The organism is Chryseobacterium sp. SIMBA_029, from assembly GCF_046535275.1.
Taxonomy (GTDB): Bacteria; Bacteroidota; Bacteroidia; order Flavobacteriales; family Weeksellaceae; genus Chryseobacterium.
Map to the genome: position 1 here is coordinate 75835 of NZ_JAWRXA010000005.1, position 20601 is coordinate 96435.

Annotated in this window: 18 protein-coding genes; 4 read left to right on the plus strand and 14 right to left on the minus strand. The window is 36.3% G+C overall.

The features are described 5' to 3' along the window. Window positions 1-13 precede the first annotated feature (13 nt). From SB679_RS10305 to ade, 3 genes are all read left to right on the plus strand, one after another. Window positions 14-715, plus strand: a complete 702-nt coding sequence (locus SB679_RS10305) for an ABC transporter ATP-binding protein (protein WP_034713678.1) — start codon at window positions 14-16, stop codon at window positions 713-715. Window positions 716-801: 86 nt separating this feature from the next. Next, window positions 802-1248, plus strand: a complete 447-nt coding sequence (locus SB679_RS10310) for a hypothetical protein (RefSeq protein ID WP_410702171.1) — start codon at window positions 802-804, stop codon at window positions 1246-1248. A gap of 140 nt (window positions 1249-1388) precedes the next feature. After that, complete coding sequence (gene ade, locus SB679_RS10315) at window positions 1389-3014, plus strand: adenine deaminase (RefSeq protein WP_410702172.1); 1626 nt, start codon at window positions 1389-1391, stop codon at window positions 3012-3014. A 32-nt stretch (window positions 3015-3046) separates the two neighbouring features. On the opposite strand, the gene SB679_RS10320 is transcribed toward ade, so the two are convergent. Beyond that, window positions 3047-3838: a patatin-like phospholipase family protein gene (locus SB679_RS10320; protein WP_410702173.1), complete on the minus strand. Its 792-nt coding sequence runs from the start codon at window positions 3836-3838 to the stop codon at window positions 3047-3049. 154 nt (window positions 3839-3992) lie between these two features. After that, entirely contained in the window at window positions 3993-5381 is a 1389-nt protein-coding gene (gene lpdA, locus SB679_RS10325) for a dihydrolipoyl dehydrogenase (RefSeq protein WP_317742042.1), read from the minus strand. A gap of 286 nt (window positions 5382-5667) precedes the next feature. Between lpdA and SB679_RS10330 the strand changes: the two genes are divergently transcribed. Beyond that, on the plus strand, window positions 5668-6558 hold the full coding sequence (locus SB679_RS10330; protein ID WP_410702174.1) for a hypothetical protein: 891 nt from the start codon (window positions 5668-5670) through the stop codon (window positions 6556-6558). Between the two features lie 80 nt (window positions 6559-6638). Here SB679_RS10330 and SB679_RS10335 read toward each other — a convergent pair whose 3' ends face one another. From SB679_RS10335 to SB679_RS10390, 12 genes are all read right to left on the minus strand, one after another. After that, window positions 6639-6899, minus strand: coding sequence for a hypothetical protein (locus SB679_RS10335; RefSeq protein ID WP_410702175.1), 261 nt, complete (start codon window positions 6897-6899; stop codon window positions 6639-6641). A gap of 168 nt (window positions 6900-7067) precedes the next feature. Further along, window positions 7068-7778 (minus strand): YqjF family protein, encoded by a 711-nt coding sequence (locus SB679_RS10340; RefSeq protein WP_410702176.1) that lies wholly within the window; start codon window positions 7776-7778, stop codon window positions 7068-7070. 34 nt (window positions 7779-7812) lie between these two features. After that, window positions 7813-8268, minus strand: a complete 456-nt coding sequence (locus tag SB679_RS10345; RefSeq protein ID WP_410702177.1) for an SRPBCC family protein — start codon at window positions 8266-8268, stop codon at window positions 7813-7815. A gap of 30 nt (window positions 8269-8298) precedes the next feature. Next, window positions 8299-8706, minus strand: coding sequence for a hypothetical protein (locus SB679_RS10350; protein WP_410702178.1), 408 nt, complete (start codon window positions 8704-8706; stop codon window positions 8299-8301). A 77-nt stretch (window positions 8707-8783) separates the two neighbouring features. Further along, window positions 8784-9185, minus strand: coding sequence for a hypothetical protein (locus SB679_RS10355; RefSeq protein WP_410702179.1), 402 nt, complete (start codon window positions 9183-9185; stop codon window positions 8784-8786). Between the two features lie 7 nt (window positions 9186-9192). Next, window positions 9193-9537 (minus strand): hypothetical protein, encoded by a 345-nt coding sequence (locus SB679_RS10360; protein ID WP_410702180.1) that lies wholly within the window; start codon window positions 9535-9537, stop codon window positions 9193-9195. 68 nt (window positions 9538-9605) lie between these two features. Further along, on the minus strand, window positions 9606-10109 hold the full coding sequence (locus SB679_RS10365) for a GbsR/MarR family transcriptional regulator (protein ID WP_034713698.1): 504 nt from the start codon (window positions 10107-10109) through the stop codon (window positions 9606-9608). Window positions 10110-10251: 142 nt separating this feature from the next. After that, window positions 10252-14343 carry a TonB-dependent receptor plug domain-containing protein gene (locus SB679_RS10370; RefSeq protein WP_410702181.1) on the minus strand — a complete coding sequence of 1364 codons (4092 nt, stop codon included), beginning with the start codon at window positions 14341-14343 and terminating at the stop codon, window positions 10252-10254. Further along, on the minus strand, window positions 14343-14771 hold the full coding sequence (locus tag SB679_RS10375; RefSeq protein WP_410702182.1) for a hypothetical protein: 429 nt from the start codon (window positions 14769-14771) through the stop codon (window positions 14343-14345). Before SB679_RS10375 ends, SB679_RS10370 begins: the two co-directional genes overlap by 1 nt. A 3-nt stretch (window positions 14772-14774) precedes the next feature. Next, a complete protein-coding gene (locus tag SB679_RS10380; RefSeq protein ID WP_410702183.1) occupies window positions 14775-17543 on the minus strand; it encodes a hypothetical protein in 2769 nt (922 codons plus the stop codon). 66 nt (window positions 17544-17609) lie between these two features. Then, entirely contained in the window at window positions 17610-20018 is a 2409-nt protein-coding gene (locus SB679_RS10385; protein ID WP_410702184.1) for a YfbK domain-containing protein, read from the minus strand. Between the two features lie 12 nt (window positions 20019-20030). Beyond that, complete coding sequence (locus tag SB679_RS10390) at window positions 20031-20549, minus strand: RNA polymerase sigma factor (protein ID WP_410702185.1); 519 nt, start codon at window positions 20547-20549, stop codon at window positions 20031-20033. Between the last annotated feature and the right edge of the window lie 52 nt (window positions 20550-20601).

Below are 20601 nucleotides of genomic sequence, written 5' to 3' on the forward strand. Positions count from 1 at the left end.
GACATTTTAAATTATGCCGCTTCAAATTATCAATCTGACCAAAAAATTTGGCGAACAAACAGCCCTTGACAATATCAACATTTCTATTGACCAAAATGAGATCATTGGTCTTCTCGGTCCAAACGGAGCAGGGAAATCCACTTTAATGAAATCTATTGTCGGAGCCTTAAAGATTGATCAGGGAGAAATAATTTTTAATGGAAAAAATATCACTGAACACGAAATCGAAAGCAAAAAAAATATCGGTTTTCTTCCCGAAAACAATCCTCTGTATCTGGAAATGTTTGTAAAAGAATATCTTCAGTTTGTGGCTAATATTCATAAAATATCCGAGGCTCGTGTAGATGAGGTAATTGAATTGGTAGGCATTACGCCGGAAAAATCCAAAAAAATCGGACAGCTTTCCAAAGGATACAAACAAAGAGTAGGTTTGGCGCAGGCGATCATTCATCAGCCGGATCTATTAATTTTGGATGAACCGACTAACGGATTAGATCCCAATCAAATCATAGAAATCCGAAATGTGGTGAAAGAAATTGGCCAGCAAAAAACCGTACTGCTTTCTACCCACATCATGCAGGAAGTTGAAGCGCTTTGTTCAAGAGTGATTCTGATCCATAAAGGAAATATTCTTCAGGACTGCCCGATTGATGAGTTTAAAGGAAGATTCAACAGCCTGGAAGAAGCTTTTGCAAGTTATACTGCTGTTTCTTAAGATCGGAATTATGTTTAATCTTTGACTCACTGCAAATGGCGTTATATTTGATGAAAAGTAATGATCAACCAGTAACCGCTATAACAATGATCAAAAAGATTCTATTAGGAGCCTTCTGTATGGCTCAGTTTTCTTTAGTATATGCTAACGAAATTCCAGTTGAAACAGTACATAACCATCCTTTAACCAGCTATTCCGGCAACTTTCAAAAAGTACCGAAAACAGTTATCATTAAAACGAAAAAGTTTAAGATAAGAATTGACAAACAGCCTAACGGTAAATATCTTTACCAATCCTGGGGAGTGAATTCAAAATTGACCTCAAAACCAAGCATGATCATCAGCAATGGCGAACTGATCCCTGACGGTACCGGAGGTAACTATTATTATGAGTTCACCAATAATGGCTATACCTATCAGGTTTGGAGAAATTATCTGACAGATTCGGCCTCTACTCCACCGTATACTCTGGTAGTCAATGACACCAATGGAAATGAGATTGCGAATGAAGATGGCCGCGTAGTTAAAAATTAATAGTATAAAATCCTGCTTTGAAGCAGGATTTTATTTTTTAAATAGATAGGGAATCAATGATGACCAGTAAGAAATACTAGCTATCCTGATCAAATTTTTGTAACTTCGATCGTAAATAGAATTCTAAAATAAAACCCACGTTGGCACTTACTTTTACATCCAATTTAATCGATCTCGTTTCGAAAGAAACCTACCCTGCTCAAGTAACCGTTACAGATGGTAAAATCACGGCTATAGAAAAAACATCCGAATCTCCGGATACATATATCTTACCGGGTTTTATTGATGCTCATGTCCATATTGAAAGCAGTATGCTTGTCCCGTCAGAATTTGCACGTATTGCCGTACAGCACGGAACGGTAGGAACGATATCGGATCCCCATGAAATTGCCAATGTATTGGGTATTCCGGGAGTGGAATTTATGATTGATAATGCCAGCCAGGTTCCTTTTCATTTTTATTTCGGAGCTCCTTCCTGTGTACCTGCCACCAATTTTGAAACTGCGGGAGCAAGGATTGATGCTGATGATATCGATACATTATTAAGCAGAAAAGAAATTATATACCTCGCAGAAATGATGAATTTTCCGGGAGTGATTTATAACGACGACGAAGTTTTGAAAAAACTGGCTTCTGCAAAAAAACATCAAAAACCCATTGACGGCCATGCACCGGGTTTAATGGGAGAAGAAATGAAAACCTATTTTAATGCCGGGATCACAACCGACCACGAATGTTTTGGATATCAGGAAGCATTGGAAAAGCTGCAGCATGGGATAAAAATAATGATCAGAGAAGGAAGTGCCGCTAAAAATTTTGAAACGCTAATTCCTTTACTAAAAGACTATCCGGAGCAAATTATGTTTTGCTGTGATGACAAGCATCCCGACAATTTACTTGAATCCCACATCAACGATCATGTAAAACGCGCCCTGGAAAAAGGATATGATCTGTATGATGTATTGCGAGCCTCGTCCTATAATGTTATCAAACATTATAATTTACCTGTCGGCTTACTACAGGTGGGTGATAATGCAGATTTTATTGAAATTGATACGATACAGGATTTCAATATTTTAAAAACCTATATTAATGGAGAGTTGGTAGCAGAGAAAGGGACTTCTTTCATTACGTCCGTTGAATCCCCCATTGTGAATAATTTCCATTGCAGTGTAAAACAGCCTTCTGATTTTAAGGTTAAAAGTGAAAGTGATACCATCCGTGTGATAGAAGCACTGGACGGACAATTAATAAGCAACGAAATCGTAACCGATTCATTAACTGTCAACGGATATGCAGAGTCCAATACGGAAGAAGATATCTTAAAAATTGCTGTGGTAAACCGCTATTATGACGCTCCCGCAGCCATCGCTTTTATTAAAAATGTAGGATTAAAAGCTGGTGCAATAGCCTCCTGTGTTGCGCATGACTGCCATAATATAGTGGTAGTGGGTACCAATGATGAGGATATGTGCAAGGCGGTTAATGCTATTATTAAAGCTAAGGGAGGAATTTCATTAGCAACAGCAACTGAGGAATTAGTTCTTGAACTTCCTATTGCCGGGATTATGACCAATCTTTCTGCAGAGGAAGCAGCAGCAGCTTATATTACGCTGGATAAACGGGCAAAAGAACTGGGAAGTCGGTTAAAATCACCTTATATGACCTTATCTTTTATGGCACTTTTAGTCATTCCCGAATTAAAGTTAAGTGATAAAGGGCTATTCAATGGGAGAAAATTTGAGTTTACAGAGGTTTTTATCTGATCAATGATACTTCTTCCTGAATAATTAAAAATCTATTTCTTTAATTCTGAGTAAAAACAGCTTTCTGCAAAACTTTCTTTAGCGGCTTTGTATCCGATCATAAACATTTCTTCCATACGGTCGCTTCTCCTTTCAAAAGCTCCGTATGCAGCCAGCTCCTGTGAGGATATAAACCAATCGCAGTAGTCGAATTTAATTTTTTCTATCCGGTAGGACAGCAAGTCGTAAGAGCGCGAAACAATGGCTTTAATGGTCTTTAAATCTTTAATATCAATATTGTTGGGCGGCGATACAAAAATCCCGATTAACCTGTCACATTCATCTCTGATAATGTCTGCCGGGAAATTGTTCAATACACCTCCATCGCAGTACATTTCATCTCCGATAATATAAGGAGTGGTAATCCCAGGGATAGAACATGATGCAATGATCGCATCCACCACTTCAAAATTTTCATCAAATATCTTTTGTGTTCCGGATACCAGTTCTGTGGCAACAATTTTGACCTCTTTGTTCAGGTCCTTTAATTTCATGTCATGAAAAATAGGTTTCAGGTAATTCCTGAAAATAACCGAAGAAACAAGTCCGGGTTGATTGAACGCAAAATGTTTCCAGTTGAAAAAATAGACTGAGTTAAAGAATTCCAGAATTTCTTGAGGGGTTTTGCCTATCGCGTACAGACAGCCTACTATAGATCCTGCACTGCAGCAAGACAGAACGTCTACGTCTATATTTTTTTCGATCAAGAATTTTAAAACTCCTGCATGAGCGATTCCTTTGGTTCCGCCACCTGATAAAACAAGCCCTACTTTGTCAAAATTCATAGATTAAAATTAAGAAAACAAGGTGAGAAAACGGAACTATTTTCCCGAAATATGCTGATTTTAAAATTATTTTAATAATTAATAATATAAACAAAAAAAGCCCGGACAAAATCCGGGCTCTATGATAAGTATCTGGGATACGTTATTGTATAAATTAAATGTGAATCACTTCACCATAAGCAGCAGCAGCAGCTTCCATAATTGCTTCAGAAACCGTTGGATGCGGGTGGATTGATTTGATAATTTCGTGACCTGTAGTTTCCAGTTTTCTGGCAACAACAGCTTCAGCCACCATATCCGTTACTCCTTCACCAATCATGTGGCAACCTAACCATTCACCATATTTAGCGTCGAAGATTACTTTGATGAAACCGTCTGTATTTCCGTTTGCTGTAGCTTTTCCACTAGCAGAAAGAGGGAATTTACCAACTTTGATCTCATAACCTTTTTCTTTAGCCTGCTTTTCGGTAAGACCTACAGAAGCTACCTCAGGGTGACAGTATGTACATCCCGGGATATTGCCATAGTCGATTTTCTCAACGTGCATTCCTTTGATTTTCTCTACACAAGTGATCCCTTCAGCAGAAGCAACGTGAGCTAGGGCCTGAGTTGGGATAATATCTCCGATTGCATAGTAACCAGGAACTGAAGTTTCGTACCATTCGTTTACTAATACTCTTCCTTTATCTGTCTGGATTCCTACTTCTTCCAATCCGATGTTTTCGATATTGGCAGCGATACCTACAGCAGACAGTAAAATATCAGCTTCCAGCGTAATGTTTCCATTAGCCGTTTTTACCGTAGCTTTTACTCCTTCTCCGCTTGTATCTACACTTTCTACAGAAGCATTGGTCATGATTTCGATTCCGGTCTTCTTTAAAGATTTTTCTAAGTGCTTAGAGATATCTTCATCTTCTACAGGAACGATGTTTGGCATAAATTCAACAACGGTTACTTTAGTTCCCATTGTGTTATAGAAATCAGCAAATTCTACCCCGATCGCTCCAGAACCTACAACGATCATAGATTTTGGCTGCTCAGCAAGGGATAATGCCTGTCTGTATCCGATTACTTTTTTACCATCCTGTGGTAAGTTCGGCAATTCTCTTGAACGTGCTCCGGTTGCAATAATGATGTGACCTCCGGCATATTCAGTTGTTTTACCTTCTTTATCGGTAACAGAAACTTTTTTATCTTTTAAAACTTTAGCAGTCCCTAGAATTACATCAATTTTATTCTTTTTCATCAAGAACTCAATCCCTTTGCTCATTTTACCGGCAACTCCACGGCTTCTTTGGATAACGTTCGGAAATTCAAAACTTCCTTCCACTTTATTCAAACCATAATCTTCCGCGTGATTGATATAATGAAAAACCTGAGCAGATTTCAACAAAGCTTTCGTTGGAATACAGCCCCAGTTAAGACAGATTCCTCCTAAATTTTCTTTCTCGATAATTGCGGTTTTAAAACCCAATTGTGCTGCTCTAATAGCTGTAACATATCCACCAGGACCACTTCCGATGACAATAATATCGTAGTTCATTAGCTTAAAAATTTTATGCGAATTTAAGGAAAAATATTGGATGTATAACGTTTCTGCTTCTTCATATTTCACGGATCGCAGTTCGCATTTTTTTACCATTTACTTCTTATCATAGAAATTGTGCTAAAGTTTTCATTCTAATTAAATGAGTAATGAATCATATTTTGAAAAATACAACAGATATCGCATTTCACTAAAAAGAGATTTACGCTAAATAAATGTAAAACAAACTATTGCATAATAATATTTTAGAATAAAATTAATAATTTTGCAAAAATATTAGAATATGAAAACGAAGAATTATCTATCGATTATTTTATTTTGCGGATTGTCTTTGAGTGCGCAAGTTGGTATTAGAACCGTCACCCCCAACAGTACTTTAGACGTGAATGGATCTATGGGAGCTGATTACAAGGAAATCACCGCCACTGCTTATACAGTAACGGCTACAGAACATTATTTAACCTATAACGGAGCGGCCAATACCGTGATCACTCTTCCAGTTATAGGGACCGGAACAACCAGCTTCAAGGGAAGAATTTATAAAATAAAGAATATTTCTGCCTCAAGTATTACTATCCAGGCGTCCAGTGGCAATACGTTGAGAGTGGACAACACTCCGGTCGCCACCTTTGTAGTTCCAACGGGAGCGTATGCGGAAGTAGTGAACAACAGCAATACCACAGGGGGAACGTGGGATCTTTCTTTTTCTGCATTACCTAAACCTGGAAATGTAGAGGTATATGGCACCCAATTATCTATCCCTCCTCACGGAGGCGGAACATCGGGAATATTGGACTGGACAAACCATACCAACCCTGCATATGATACAGGAACAGGAACTGACGCCTGGTGGATCATAAGTAAAACATCAACTGCCTATGCTCATACAGCATCCTATTCTAATACCAGCAGAATGACGGTTGTATATGAGTATCAGGGGGCACCTTTCAACATTACGAATATGTATCCTATTTTAACAGCCGGGAACAATTCCAGTTTTCCTGATGTTTTTACCGCTTCTTTCGTAAGTCTTGCCAATAACGGAACTTCGGGAAAAACAAGACTTACCGTATCCGTAGCCCGTATTGATTTTATCGGGACAAATGCGGGTAATAACAGTAACTGGACGGGAACATTTATGCTGAACCTGCTATTAGCAAGAAAAGTTTTCTAAAAATACAAACCTTATATACCAAAATAAAAAGAGCAGGAATTTCCTGCTCTTTTTGGATTAATCCAATATTGTTAATTTAATTACATTTTTTTAAGTAATTTTTTCTGACTGCGGTATTTCTGATTTAAAGCTTTCATCTGATCCTGCTTCATTTTTTTAGTGGCCAGCGGGTGATTCATAATCAATTTCTTTTCCTGATTATATCTTTTATCCAGCTCACGCGATTTAGCATTAATTAATTCGGTTTTCGACGGATGAGGAGGAACCGGAGGGTGTTTCTGTCCATACACATTCATTGATAATCCTAATAACACCAGTGTTGATATAAAAAACTTTTTCATGAGATTTACTTTTAGTGAATGTTGATAATCAATACATCATTATTAATTAAAATCATTCAGATTCACAGTGAATATTACATATATCATACCAACCATGAAAAACAAAAATTTATTCAATTATCATATACTTTTTTAAATGAAAATTTTCTCTTGATTATTTCCTGATCATTATTTTATCATTAAGCTCTTCTTGGTTCTCACTTCAATACTGGAACCTTCGGCCAGCATTACAGAAATGGGATGCTGAGCAGTTAAAAATTCAAAATCATTTCCATATATGCTTTTAAAATCAATTTCAAGGGTGTATTTTTTTATCGGATACTGTTCCCATTCCGGGTGGCAGACTTCATATTCTGACGTTTTGTTCCCTATTTTGGTAAAGCCAAAATAATGTTCGGTGATGAATTCAAATTCAGAATCAGGCAGCATGGGCAAGGCTTTATTTTCTGCTGTAATTTCTATAGAATGCCAGCTTTTGTCTTTCCAGGAATATTTCACCTTCAATTCATTGTCTTTTTCATGAATCTCATTTTTCATTGGCATTGTGAGGTAATTTTCTCTGTAAAAAGTATTGGCAACAAAGCTCAGTGCTGATTTCGGAACAATTTCTTTAATAAAAACAACACCTCTTTTCCAACCGTTATTTTCTTTTTTCTTTACATAAAACCTAAGGTTTACTTCTTCAAAATTTTTATGAAATGGTACTGAAACCCCTAATAGTTTAGTATTTAAAAACATAAATCCCACGAGACTTGCATAGCATGTATCGTTATAAAAATCCAGTTCCGTCCCCTTAGGAAGATATTTGATGAGTATCTCCGGATCGACTTCGTAATTGATAATGGCCAGTTTCCGCCATTCTGCTTTTAAAAAATTCATAAGGGTGATTTGTTTTTGGAGAATATACAATGTTTTAATGGTTTCCTTCGGCAGTTTCCTTAATGAGTGCATTTCTCTCGAGAAGGAAACTTTTAAGATAACCGGTCAGAAAAATTCTGTTAAAAATCTTTCCAAGAATTCCAAATGGTGATTCAAATTCAAAATGGTCTGTCATTACCGTACCGCCATTTTTCACTTTGAAGGTATGTTGGTGCTTCATTGATTTAAAAGTTCCTTTCAACATGACATCGGTAAACTGATAGGGTTTTTCCATACTTATAATTTTAGCGGTATGGGTTTGATAAACCCCTAAATGTTTGGCTCTCCACGTTACTGTTTCATTTTCCTCAATCAGTCCGCTGGTTCGTCCGGCGATAGCTTTTTCCTGTGTTTTAAACGTTGATTTTTGATGCAAATCAATATCTCGTGCCAGATCAAAAACAATGTGAATATCGGCTTTGATGAATGTTTCTAAATATATTGTTGCCATTTTATTATTTTATATAATGAACATCATTGATTAAATTATTTGGGACTTTACATTATTTTTAGAATCAGAACAGCTGATGAATAAAGACTGAAAAATAAGAAACGGTGAAAGAATCATCCAGCTGATGACCATCAGTTCAAAGAGGTTTTTCAGTTCATCCGCAAGGAAGGAATTAAAAATAATAAGAATTAAAAAACCTGTAACTACATAAGTGGAAAGAAACATATATATCTTTCTTGAATCGGTCTTCAGATATTTTTTACTGAAAAATTTAATCACATTCAAAGAATACTGTACAGCAGCAATGAGAAAGAACTCGATGAGCAGAATGGTGATAATAAAATTTTCATCAGAAAATAATGTTGCAAAAAGAGTCAGGACAAATAATATGATCAATACTAATTGAATTTTTGAATCATATCTTAGAATAGTTTTCATGATTATACATTTAAAGGTTTAGAAAGTCGCCTCGGGTTCTTTTATTCTGAAATCTGAAGGTAAAATACATCCAGATTTTAAAAAGGAGTGTTTTCATTTTGTATTGGATCTACTTTATTAGAAGCATGTTTACGGCCTTTTAAGAAAAGCATCAGGTTCAGAAGCATCATCACTCCAAGATAGATGGAAAAGCCACCGATTTTCTTGCTTAAACTCACGACCAGTCTTTCCACTGTTTCAATCTGAAGGAATTCAATAATACAAAGCGCAAACCCTATATTTAAAAGATAAAAGCCTATTTTAAATAATGAATTGGTAGCCATTGCGATATCTTCTTTCTGATGAAAAATATCCATCATAAATGTTTTTGAGTTTTTAAACAGAAACTGTGAAACAAATACAGTAAGGGTAATCACAATTGGTAAATAGATCATGTACGCTGAGAAATTGTACGTCTGAGTTAAAATAGTTGTCGTCATTGTAATTTTATTTTATTGTTAATTTTTTTCTTACAACATAAAGCATCATAATATTGGTAAAATGTAGGACACATAGGAGTAAAACAATGTATCCAATGCGGACAGATACAACTGCGATCAATTCTTCCATACTTCTAATGGTCTCCCAGAAACTAAGATTTACAGCGATGTAACCCAGGTTTAGCAAATAATAACTTCCTAAAAGAATCCTGTTGATGGTTAAACAAAAATCTTTATCACCAATCAGATATTCTAAATATACTTTTCCTGAATTAAAGCATCTTCTGCCCACATCAACGGTAATGTAAAAACTGATGCTAAGAAAAATACTGTATGAAATGATATTAAACATCTTATAAATATTATATTTTCAGTAATTTTTGAAAGTTTATCTGAAATAAAAAAGGAGCAACTCCTCTTCTATTTTAACAAGTTGGTGATCTTACCCACCAGCCAGTGATCATCGCTTTTAATCGCCAGATCCATAATATTATTGATTTTTCCGGTTACCGAGCTGAAATCTTCCATAAGCTTTATAAACTCTTTGGCATCTTCGGAATCATTATCTTCGATATTTTTAAGCTCTTCCAGAAAAGAAATAACGGGTTCTATTTCCCTTTTTCTGCGTTCTTTAGTAATCTGTTTAAAAAGATACCAGACATCTTTTTCAGCGATAAAATATTCCTTCCGGTCTCCCTTTACAAATTCTTTTTTTACAATTCCCCAATCGATCAGAGCCCTTAAATTCATATTGGCATTTCCTCTTGAAACTTCCAACTGCTCCATTACATCATCCGTAGACAAAGGTTTACCTGAAGCCAAAAGCAACGCATGAACCTGTGCCATAGTTCTATTGATTCCCCAATTGGTGGCGAACGTTCCCCAGGTTTGAATGTACTTTTCTTTAGCTTCTTCCAGTTTCATTTTGTCTGTCTTTTAATTTGTATTACAAATGTAATTATATTTATTGAATTTTCAATAATATTTGAAAGTTTATTTTATTTATTTTTCTCCTCCTTAAAAAATCCCAACTCTTACAGTCAGGATTTCCTTAGTTTAGAATGATTTAAGGTTCTATTTGAGCAGTAATGCCTGAATTCCAGAACTTGGCTTCCGGCATATAGTAAAGATAGACATTACTTGATTTCCCGGTATATTCTCCTGAAAATTCCACCTTAAGATCCAAATTGATCACTTTCTTTTCGTTGGCATCCATATGTTCCCAATATAGAACCAGATAATTATCAAAGATCTCATAATAGGAAACCTGTTTTTTATCGATCAGATCTTTCAATAAAGCATTTTGTAAGGTCAACCCCGCAGGAATTCCTATTTTAGCAACGGTCATGGGAAGCTGCGTATTGATTGTATTTTCTACTGTAACAGTCATTCTGTTGGTATTTCCTACTTTGGAAATTGCAGACTGTAACTGAGTCGTCATCTTCAATATCTCAGAGGTACTTTTAGGAGCCTCCAATGTATAATACTGATAGTCTAATTTATAAGGCAGTCCTTTTTCTGTAGAATACGTAACCTCTATATTGTTATCCCCTACTTTATAGGCTGATGAAAAGCTGCTTTCAGGATGTACCTCAGCACCATTTATTTTGATCTTAGGCTTGTCAGTACCGTATACTTTTTCGTTTTTAGCGAAAAATTCAGATAAGGTTTCCAACGCCAAGCTTGTAGCCTGTGTTGATCCAAATCCATAATATCCATTGTAACCCATCAATTCATCAGCCACTTTTGTAGTCTTTGATTGGGTGTCTTTACTGCTTTTCTGAAGCGCCATCATGTAAAGTGATAACGTTTCTGCACGGGCGGAATACCCTCCTGATCCTGTAAAGGTTATTTTAGGATTTACATTTTTATTCTCATACTGATCATCCAGCATACTCTTCAACAAGTCATAATCTTCATTTTTACCAAGATAGAATGCTGTATTGGCCATTAAAGCCAGCTGATAGGAATCTTTTGTGGCTAAACTTCTGTTTAATGCCAGCTTGTAAGAATCTATCAGGTCATTTTTAATCCCTATTTTCGATAAGGTATAGAGTATGTACATATTTCTCGACCATGCATATTCTGAATAAGGGGCATTGATTTCGTAAGATCTTCTCACTTCAAAAAGTCCGTTTTTATTTTTCTTAGATAAAATAAAGGTTGTGAGGTCCTGGATAATCTTCGGTTCAATTGCAACATATTTTTTAAGGTCTCTGAATTCAAGCAATGCAAATGCGGAAAGAGCAGCATCGGATTCTGAGGAATTAAAATAACCGAATCCGCCATCTTTATTTTTATAACTCAGCATCTTCTGGTATCCTTTCTTCATATTTCTGATTGCTATACTTTCAGTCTGGCTGTTTATTTTTTTTACTGATTTTAAATAATCCAGGATAAAAACATTTGGATAAACGGTGGAAGAAAGCTGCTCAAAGCATCCGTAAGGTTCTTTCTTCAGGTTCTCAATATCTTCAAACATCTGAAGAGCTGTATGTTCAAATACATAATAAAATGATGAAAAGCTTCCATTGATGAATGCGGGAATGCTAATTTTTGTATGCTCTGTTTTATTATTAATAATTGCGTAATGATGAGGGAATCCTTTTTCTTCAACTTTAAAAGGAAGTATCATGGTTTCGCGGAAATCACCGGATCTTATGGTAAACTGAATATTGGAACTCACCACATCATCAGATTGCAGCTTGACCCATAACCTTCCTGATTCCAGTGGTTTTAAAGTAATAACACTGTCGAATTTAATTAACCGCATGCGGTTGGGAACGATGACATCCATCACAAGTTTTCTGGTTTCAGCAGAATTATTTTTAACCACTACAGGAATGGTTAACTGATCCGTTCTTGTAAGATATTGTGGAATTTTAGCATCAATTGAGACCAAACTTTGTGCAGCATAGGTCGTTTCATCTCTGCCGGGAAGTCCAGTGGCAGCGATCCCTTCAGTTATAATTCTAACCGTGGAATTGGCATCGGAATTATAGAATTCCAGTGATGCTTTTCCATTTTTACCGGTTTCCACCACAGGATTCCAGTACAATGCTTCCCGGTAATCATAGCGGTATGAAGTATTGGTTGTTTTATACACCGGATAGAAGAATTCTCTGTTATAGGCATATGCAACCAAACTGTCATAGGGTACTGCCTGTACGGCGAAATATGATTTGGGGGTAATATCAAACTTCAGAGAAGAGGTTTTACTGTCTAAGGAACTGATGATAATAACCCCATTAGCGGCAGCACTACCATAAACAGCAGTAGCAGCAGCATCTTTTAAAACAGTCATGCTTTTGATATCATTGGGATCAATAAGAGTGTTGAAATTCTCAACAGGGATTCCATCTACAATGAATAAAGGAGTCTTATTTGAAATGGAAGTGGTACCCCTTATACGAATAGTTGTAATACTTCCGGGGTCGCCATTGGAAGCCATCACGCTGATACCCGCAACTTTCCCGTTAAGAACTGATGCTACATTTTTATCTGTAAATTCAGATTTTCTTACCAATCCCACAGAGGAAGCTTCATTTTGCTTTTTAACTTCGCCATAACCAATCATAACGACTTCTTCGATTGATGAACTTCCGATAGTATCTGATCTTATTTTGCCAGTTTTTTTCAATTGATTTTCAATAGAAGGCTTGTTATTCGGTTTTTCTTTAATAGAAGCTTCTTTGATAATCTCTTCCACATCAACATTTTTAAGCTTCTGCGGCTCCAATGGATTGATATGCAGTTTATAAGATAGCATGCGGATATTCACGGTGTGTTTCGGCTGAAACGATTTTGCAATAATCTTATACGACACATTACGGTCTAAGTCTGTAAAATAAAACAATCCATTATCAGTAGTGGTTTGTTTTATTATTTTTCTCTTATCATAGCCTTCTTCTGTAAGGAAAACTTCCGCTTTTACAGGTTTTTTATTTTCATCTTCAACAATTCCATAGATCGGGTTCATTTTTTCCGGCAGAAAGGTGTACTTTTTATTTTTTATGACTTCGGGAGTCAGTTCAAAATACCTGTATCCATTGGTAAGCATCAAAAGATCCAGGCTCTTGGAAGCTTTTTCTTCTTTCCGGTCAAAATAAAACTGTGGCTTTTCAATTTTCCCCCTTAATTCAGAATCCATCAACAGCCAGGAAATGATATGACTCTGTTTGTCATCCGCATAAGTCCAAAGTTTATCGTCCACTGCGCTCACTGCAAGATTTGCAGGAACGGGTTTATTATTTTCATCTAAGGTCTCCACTTCCAGTATTACTTTTTCTCTTGGCAGGTATTGCTTTTTTGAAGGGGTTATTTTTATATTCAGCTGTTTATGCTCATTGGTGAAAATGATTCGTTCGGCAAGAGGAATCTGATCATCAAATACGGTAAACCTGCAGATTCCGATGGGTAATTCTGTTTCAGGTATTTCCAGTCTATTGATCCCCTTTTTAAGCAAAATTATTTTACTGAATATTTCTTTATCACGAAAACTACCTTTCATAATAATTTCCCTATCCTCTGTAGACCATAGAGTGCATTCTATCTTCTCGTCATGCTTTATAAAATTCAGGATAATTCCTGCATCTTTCGCTTTAGGAAAATCATATGTAGTGCTGATGTTTTCGGGCTTTTTTACTTTAGCATAATAAGAATTTCCTTTTTCCGGAATGAAAGTAAAGCTCCCCATCCCAAAATTATAGGCTGTAACTTCTTTTATTTTTTGATGGTTTTGATTGAAAATTTCCAGTACTGCATCTACGGGTTTTTCAAATTCATCCAGAATCTTAAAAGCGATGTTCTGCTCTGTTCCGTTAATAAGAGTTCCACCTTCGGGCATAAATTGTACATCCAGATTATTCAGAACAATCGGAATATTCCTTGAAATAGATTCTGCAAATCCATCAAAATTCACTTTTATGTTCAGCAGGGCATCTGATGATTTAAGAACTACAGGCAGTTTAAACTTTAACTGTACTTTTCCATCTTTATCTGTTAACAGTTTCCCCACAGAAATTATTTCACCATTATGCATCACTGTAAATTCAGCTTCGTAAAACGGAATAGGCAAATTGGCAAGGCTTTTCATAGAAAAATCAGCCAGTACTTCATCGCCAGCTCCATATCCTTTTTTAGGGAAATCAAGTTTCATCAGAATTCTTGGAGATACAATTTTTTGGAGGGTAATTTCTTTTTCAAAGCATTTTTCCCTTCTTCATTCTGCATCCAGTTGGTGTAAGCCTTTATCTTATACAATCCTCCTTTCATATCATCCCCAAAATAGGAATACCCCTCTGCATGGCCATTCTGTATCTGATATTTTGATTTTTTAATAATACTTCCGCTTGGATCAGTCAGTTCAACGTTGACGACTTTACTTTGTTCAGCAGGAAGATTATTCGCGGCTTTTACCACGTAAATTTTAAAATACATTTCCTCCCCGGGTTTATAGAAAACATGGTTCGTCTGTATATATGTTTTTTCTTTTTCAAAATCCTGAAAATTGCTTTGTGCCTTCAAAAAAAGAGTTGAAAACAATACACTGAAAAAGAAAAGTGATGATGTAAAATTGAAATTCATACGCTAAAATTGAAATGAAACCATACAGCCAAAAGTTTTATAAGAGGGAAGATTAAAAAAATCCAGTCCCCGGCCATTATCCATATCATAAAAATTCTGGTTGGGATCTGCTCCTTTATTGGCCTGCCAAAGGAGAATATTATTCACATACAAAGTAATTCCCAGTGCTCTTTTGAAATTGCCGATATTGAGTTTTGCCGTAAGAGAAATACTATTAATCCTTACATAATCTGCTTTTTCCACATAGTCTTCTGCAACTCCCAAAAAGCCATATCGGGTCCATCTGTTCTGGCTTACATTCTGATTCGGGTCATAAAAATCTACAGGAATCTGATTGACATTTCCATTGGAGTTTACCCCCTGAAATACATAATTTTTAGTATTCCTCTCATCCGCGGAACGTTGTGATCTTCCATAATAATCAAGTACGGCTTTTGTACCATTCCAAAGCTGTCCTCCCTTTTTCCATTCCCAATTAATGTCTAATGACAACATTTTGTAGCTGAAATTGTGATTAAATTTCATGACAAAATCCGGAGTCGGATCTGCTATCACTTTCATTCCATTTGCTTTTTTCGGAAACCCGGACTCATCAATAATCAGCTGTCCTTTTTCATTTCTTTCAAAATAACTTCCCATTACTGAGCCCAGCACCTGACCTTCAGTCAAAGTTTTATAAATATCACTGAAACCTGAAACGGCAAGATTATTATACCCCGGAAGAGTCCGGTCAACGATATCTTTATACTTAAAAAACGAAACTCTCTGACTGCTAAAAACATCTTGTGCAATTCTTATATAGGATATTGAAAAATTGACATCATAACCACTGTATGTATGATCTGCCATGTTTTTCAATATCAACTTATTATTTTCAAACACCGGAAAAACATCATCTTTTAATTTCCTGTTAAAATATTCCCCTTCCAGATCTATCTTGTAACCTAACCTAAATCCTGCTCCTGCTTTCCACTCTTTGGTCCTGATATTAGACAGTCCTTTAAAACTTTCGACTTCATTGACCGGAAAATACTGATAGGCATTTTCTGCTTTCAGTAAAGTCGTAGCATATGAGGCATATGATTTCGTTATTTCCGGTTCCGAGCTTAGCTGTGTGTAGGCTCCTATAAGTTTTAAGTTGATATTTCTCCAATTGAAAATATCATCAAACTTTACATAGCCATTTATTTTTGGAATCCAATAGTTGTTTGTTTGTGAAGTATTTGAAATGTAAAATGAGTTCCCTAGATTAACTCCCGTTTCAAAATCATCACCAGTCCACCCCAGTTTATAATTAAAAATATAATCCTGTGAGGTCCGCTGATAAAGATATTTTCTGCCTGTCAAACTGCTCGAAATCTCTGATTCTTTATTATTGACGATAAAATTAGCACTGAAAACGTTTTCCAGATAGTCTCCATTTACCCTATAACTTCCTGAAATATTTGAATAATAAATATGATTATTCTGTGCTCTTTCATTGGATATCCCATTAAAAAAGCCATAAGACGACGGTTTATATTGATCCAGGTTCCAGGCTTTATTATCTTCATAAGACTGGCTCACCGTAAATGTAAAATCCCTCCAGTTTTTAGTCACGTCAAAACTAAATTGGCGGCTGCTGTTACGGTAATTATATGTATTAGGCTGGCTGAAAAGGAAATCCGGATTGTCTGCATTTTGACTGTAGCTTCTCTGTACACCATTGGCCAGCATAATTTGCTGGGAATTGGAAAAAGAAACCGGTGTCAATAATGCATTCTGATATGCTCTGTTAAAAAGCCCTGCCCTATTCGTATTGGTTGCTTTATTATCTTCATAAGTAAAGCCCACATTAAAAAAATAACCTTGAATATTTCTTTTTAATTTAGCTTTAAAGAAATTAAAATCATTGAACTGATCCATAAAATACGTTTGCCTTTTCTGCTGGCCAAGTTCTAATGAAAGTCTCCATCTCTCCACATCCTCCTCCCGGATAAAAGCATTTATTTTCAGTTGATTGCTATAACTGAATGTCGTTTTAAAAAGATCATTATCGTATACATTTGCCAGAGACGCTGCATTGGAGAGTCCAACAAGCCTTCCGTTATGGTCATAGTCGTAAGGCTGGTGGTCGAAGCCTAATGTTGAAATATCAGGTCCAAAACTGAACATTTCATTGGTTTCAGGTCCTTTCCATGTTAATTTACCGTTCTCTGATCTTCCCTGTACATATTTTTTTTGAGTATCAGGAATAGCATTTCGGCTTATAACATCAAAAGAAGTTGAAAAACTACCGTTAAATACCAAATGTCTTGGGGATAATTTTTTAAGCTGATAAAGACTGTCATTCTTCTGTTTTATCTTTTTTACTTTTGAAAAATAGTGATCTGAATTTTTATTTAAAAATGCAGGGGCATTTTCTATGCTGAATGCATCTTTATTTTTTGTAGCAACAAGACTATCATAGGATTTGCTGTACTTATTTTTTACCTGTTCTTTTTCTGTTTGTCTTTCCAGAATATATTTCAGTTCATACAGATTATACGATGAAATCACCTGAATACTTTTACCATTATTCCAAACCAGTGTGTCATAAGGTTTGGCCGCAATGAGAGCAAACCCTTTTTCATCCGTAAGCTCATAGACACCACTGTTTTTATTGTATACTTTCAGAAAGTTCTGCGCTTTATTCTTATGATTAAAAAAAATTCCCGAATAGTACTTTTGTGAATCCTGAGCCGACAACCATGTCATCGTAAAAGGCAGTACCAGCAAATAAATTTTTTTCATCTATGATAATATCTTTAAAAATAAAGAAAAAAAAGAAATCTCCGGAGAAATTTCTTTTTTGTTGGATTATTTTTGAATCGTTTTGTAGCTCTCTACCAATCGGATAAATTCTGAACGGTAGCCTTCTTCATCTTTACTTTTCCCTTGTTTGGCAAGGTTTTCAATTTCTGAAAGATCTTTTTTCTTAATCAGATGAGAATCTCTTGCCACCAGACCGAACCAGGCTACAGAAGAAGCAAATTTAAAATCAGGACTGGCGCCGTAGATCTTCGCATTCGAATTGGTGACCGTTTGGGTAATTTCCCTGCTTCTGTCTCCGTCCGGTTTTTTATATCGGAATTTTATCGTTGCCAGTTCATCTGCAAAATTTTCAGAGCTTTCGGAACGGCTATACTTCAGATCATTTTCTTTAGGCAGAAACTCTGACTTTACCTGTACAGGAATCACTTCGTATAAAGCGGTAACAGTATGTCCGCTTCCCAATTCTCCGGCATCGATGGTATCGTTCGTGAAATCTTCATTTTTCAGCCTTCTGTTTTCGTAACCGATCAGGCGGTAAGACTGTACATAGTTGGGATTGAATTCAATCTGGATCTTAACATCTTTTGCAATCGCGTACATGCTTCCTGCAAATTCTTTCCCTAAAAATTTATTGGCTTCCTGCAGGTTATCAATGTATGCATAATTTCCGTTTCCTTTATCTGCCAGGGTTTCCAGCATATTATCTTTATAATTTCCCATTCCAAATCCCAGACAGGTTAGAAAAACACCGGATTTTCTTTTTTCTTCAATCAAGGTTTCCATATCGGAAGTAGAAGATGCCCCGACATTAAAATCTCCATCTGTAGCGATAATGACACGGTTATTTCCGTTTTTCACGAAATTCTCTTGTGCGAGTTTATAAGCCAGCTCAATTCCCTCACCTCCGGCTGTACTTCCTCCGGCCTGTAAATGATCCAATGCCTGAATTATTTTCTCTTTTTCTTTAGCAGAAGTCGGAGTCAGCACCATTCCTGCACTTCCGGCATAGACTACAATACCTACTTTGTCCTGAGGTCTCAGCTGATCCAGCAATACTTTAAAAGAAGATTTCAGCAGTGGAAGTTTATTCTGCTCATCCATAGAGCCTGATACATCGATAAGGAATATAAGATTCGAAGCCGGAAGTTGATTCGTTGGAACATTTTTCCCTTGCAATCCTATTTTCAGCAACTTATGATCCGGATTCCACGGGGCTTCATTGTATTCTGTATTGATCGAAAACGGCTGATCATTTTTAGGCTGCGGATAGTCATAGGTAAAGTAATTGACCATTTCTTCAATTCGTACTGCATTTTTATCCACCGCCTGTCCGTTATTGATCATTCTTCTGACATTGGAATAAGAAGCGTTATCTACATCAATCGAAAAAGTAGACAAGGGGTGATTTTTCGTCAGTTCAAAAGGATTTTCCACAAAGACATCGTAACTTTCATCAGTGATTACAGGAACGTCTTGCTGTACTTGTTTATTTTCTTCCTGGAGTTCCTTCATCCTCATTTTTTCTTTTTTTGAAAGTCTTTTTGTCTTTACGACTACTACTCCATTAGCTCCCTGGCTACCAAATAATGAGGTGGCATCAGCGCCTTTTAATATTTGTACATTTTTTATTTTTTTTGGATTCAGGCTGCTGAAATAAGTGCGGTCAACCACTTCACCATTCACAATAAATAATGGATTATTAGTAGTGTTTAATGTACTCATTCCTCTCACCACAATCTTATCATCACTCAGATATCCACGATTAATATTATCAAAAGTGGTTACAATCTGGTCAGATTTTTGTCTTCTGCTTCCCTCCTGAGCAATCTGCACCCCTGCAACTCTACCCTGAAGTGCATTAGAAACTGAGTTTTGCTGCATAATACTCTCAGACCGAACTGTAGTAACACTTCCTGTAACCTTTTGCACACTTTTTTTCAGTCCGTATCCAGTCATGACTACTTCTTCAATATTCGTTGTAGGCTCATTGACAACTTCCGGATAATTAGAAGCCAGATAGGGTATTTCATTGTAAAGCGGGGCAACACTAGGTGGCTGCATCATTTCTACCGGCGGTATATTATAGGCTATAATCGATTGGTTGGGTTTCTTTTGAGCACCAGTTTCTTTTGTGATTTCGGAAGCGATAGTGCTGTCAATTTTCTGAATAGTATTCTTAGACTGATTTCCTTCTCTGTTGTTTACAATAAGAGGTTTTTCCGGTGCTGTATTTTCTTTTTTATCTAAAAAGTAAAAAGCTCCCAACCCAATGATCAAACTGGCTGCAATTCCGTACGGGATCCAGGCCGGGATGATTCGTTTTTTATCTTCTTTTTTATCCAGTCTTTCTTCAACGTTTCTCCAAACTTTTTCAAAAGCAGGAAAAGTCTCTGGCTCTTCTAACATTTTAGAAGCTTCATTGAATTTTTTATCGATGTCGTGATTATTTTCCATTGTCTTAAAAGTTTAAATGTTTTGATTACCCAAGAGTTCCTGTAATTTTTTCCTTGCAAAATTGAGCTGGGATTTTGAAGTTCCTTCACTGATGGAAAGCATTGAAGCTATTTCTTTATGAGGATATCCCTCAATGGCAAAAAGATTAAAAATCGCTCTGCAGCCTTCAGGAAGGAAATTCAGCAGGCTCAGCATATCTTTTTCGAAAGAGATATTCTCCGCAGAAGCATCTGAAGATCCCGAAAAGTCTTCATCTAAAGAAATATGCAATGCTTTACTGCTTCTTAATTTCTGCAGGCATTCATTCACCGCAATTTTTCTGGCCCAAGCCTCAAAAATATCAGGATTCTGCAGTTGGCTGATCTTTGTGAAGATTTTGTAGAAGGTATCGGCTAATACTTCTTCAATATCTTCATCATTTTTTAAGTAGCGTCTGCATACCGAATACAACCTGCCGGCCATCTTCTCATAGATTTTCCGTTGCGCATTCCTGTTGTTGCGCTGGCATTCTAATAATAATTCTCTTTCCATAGTCAGGCTTTATATCTGTATAGATGCATAAACTTTCGGTTGGGTTGGAAAC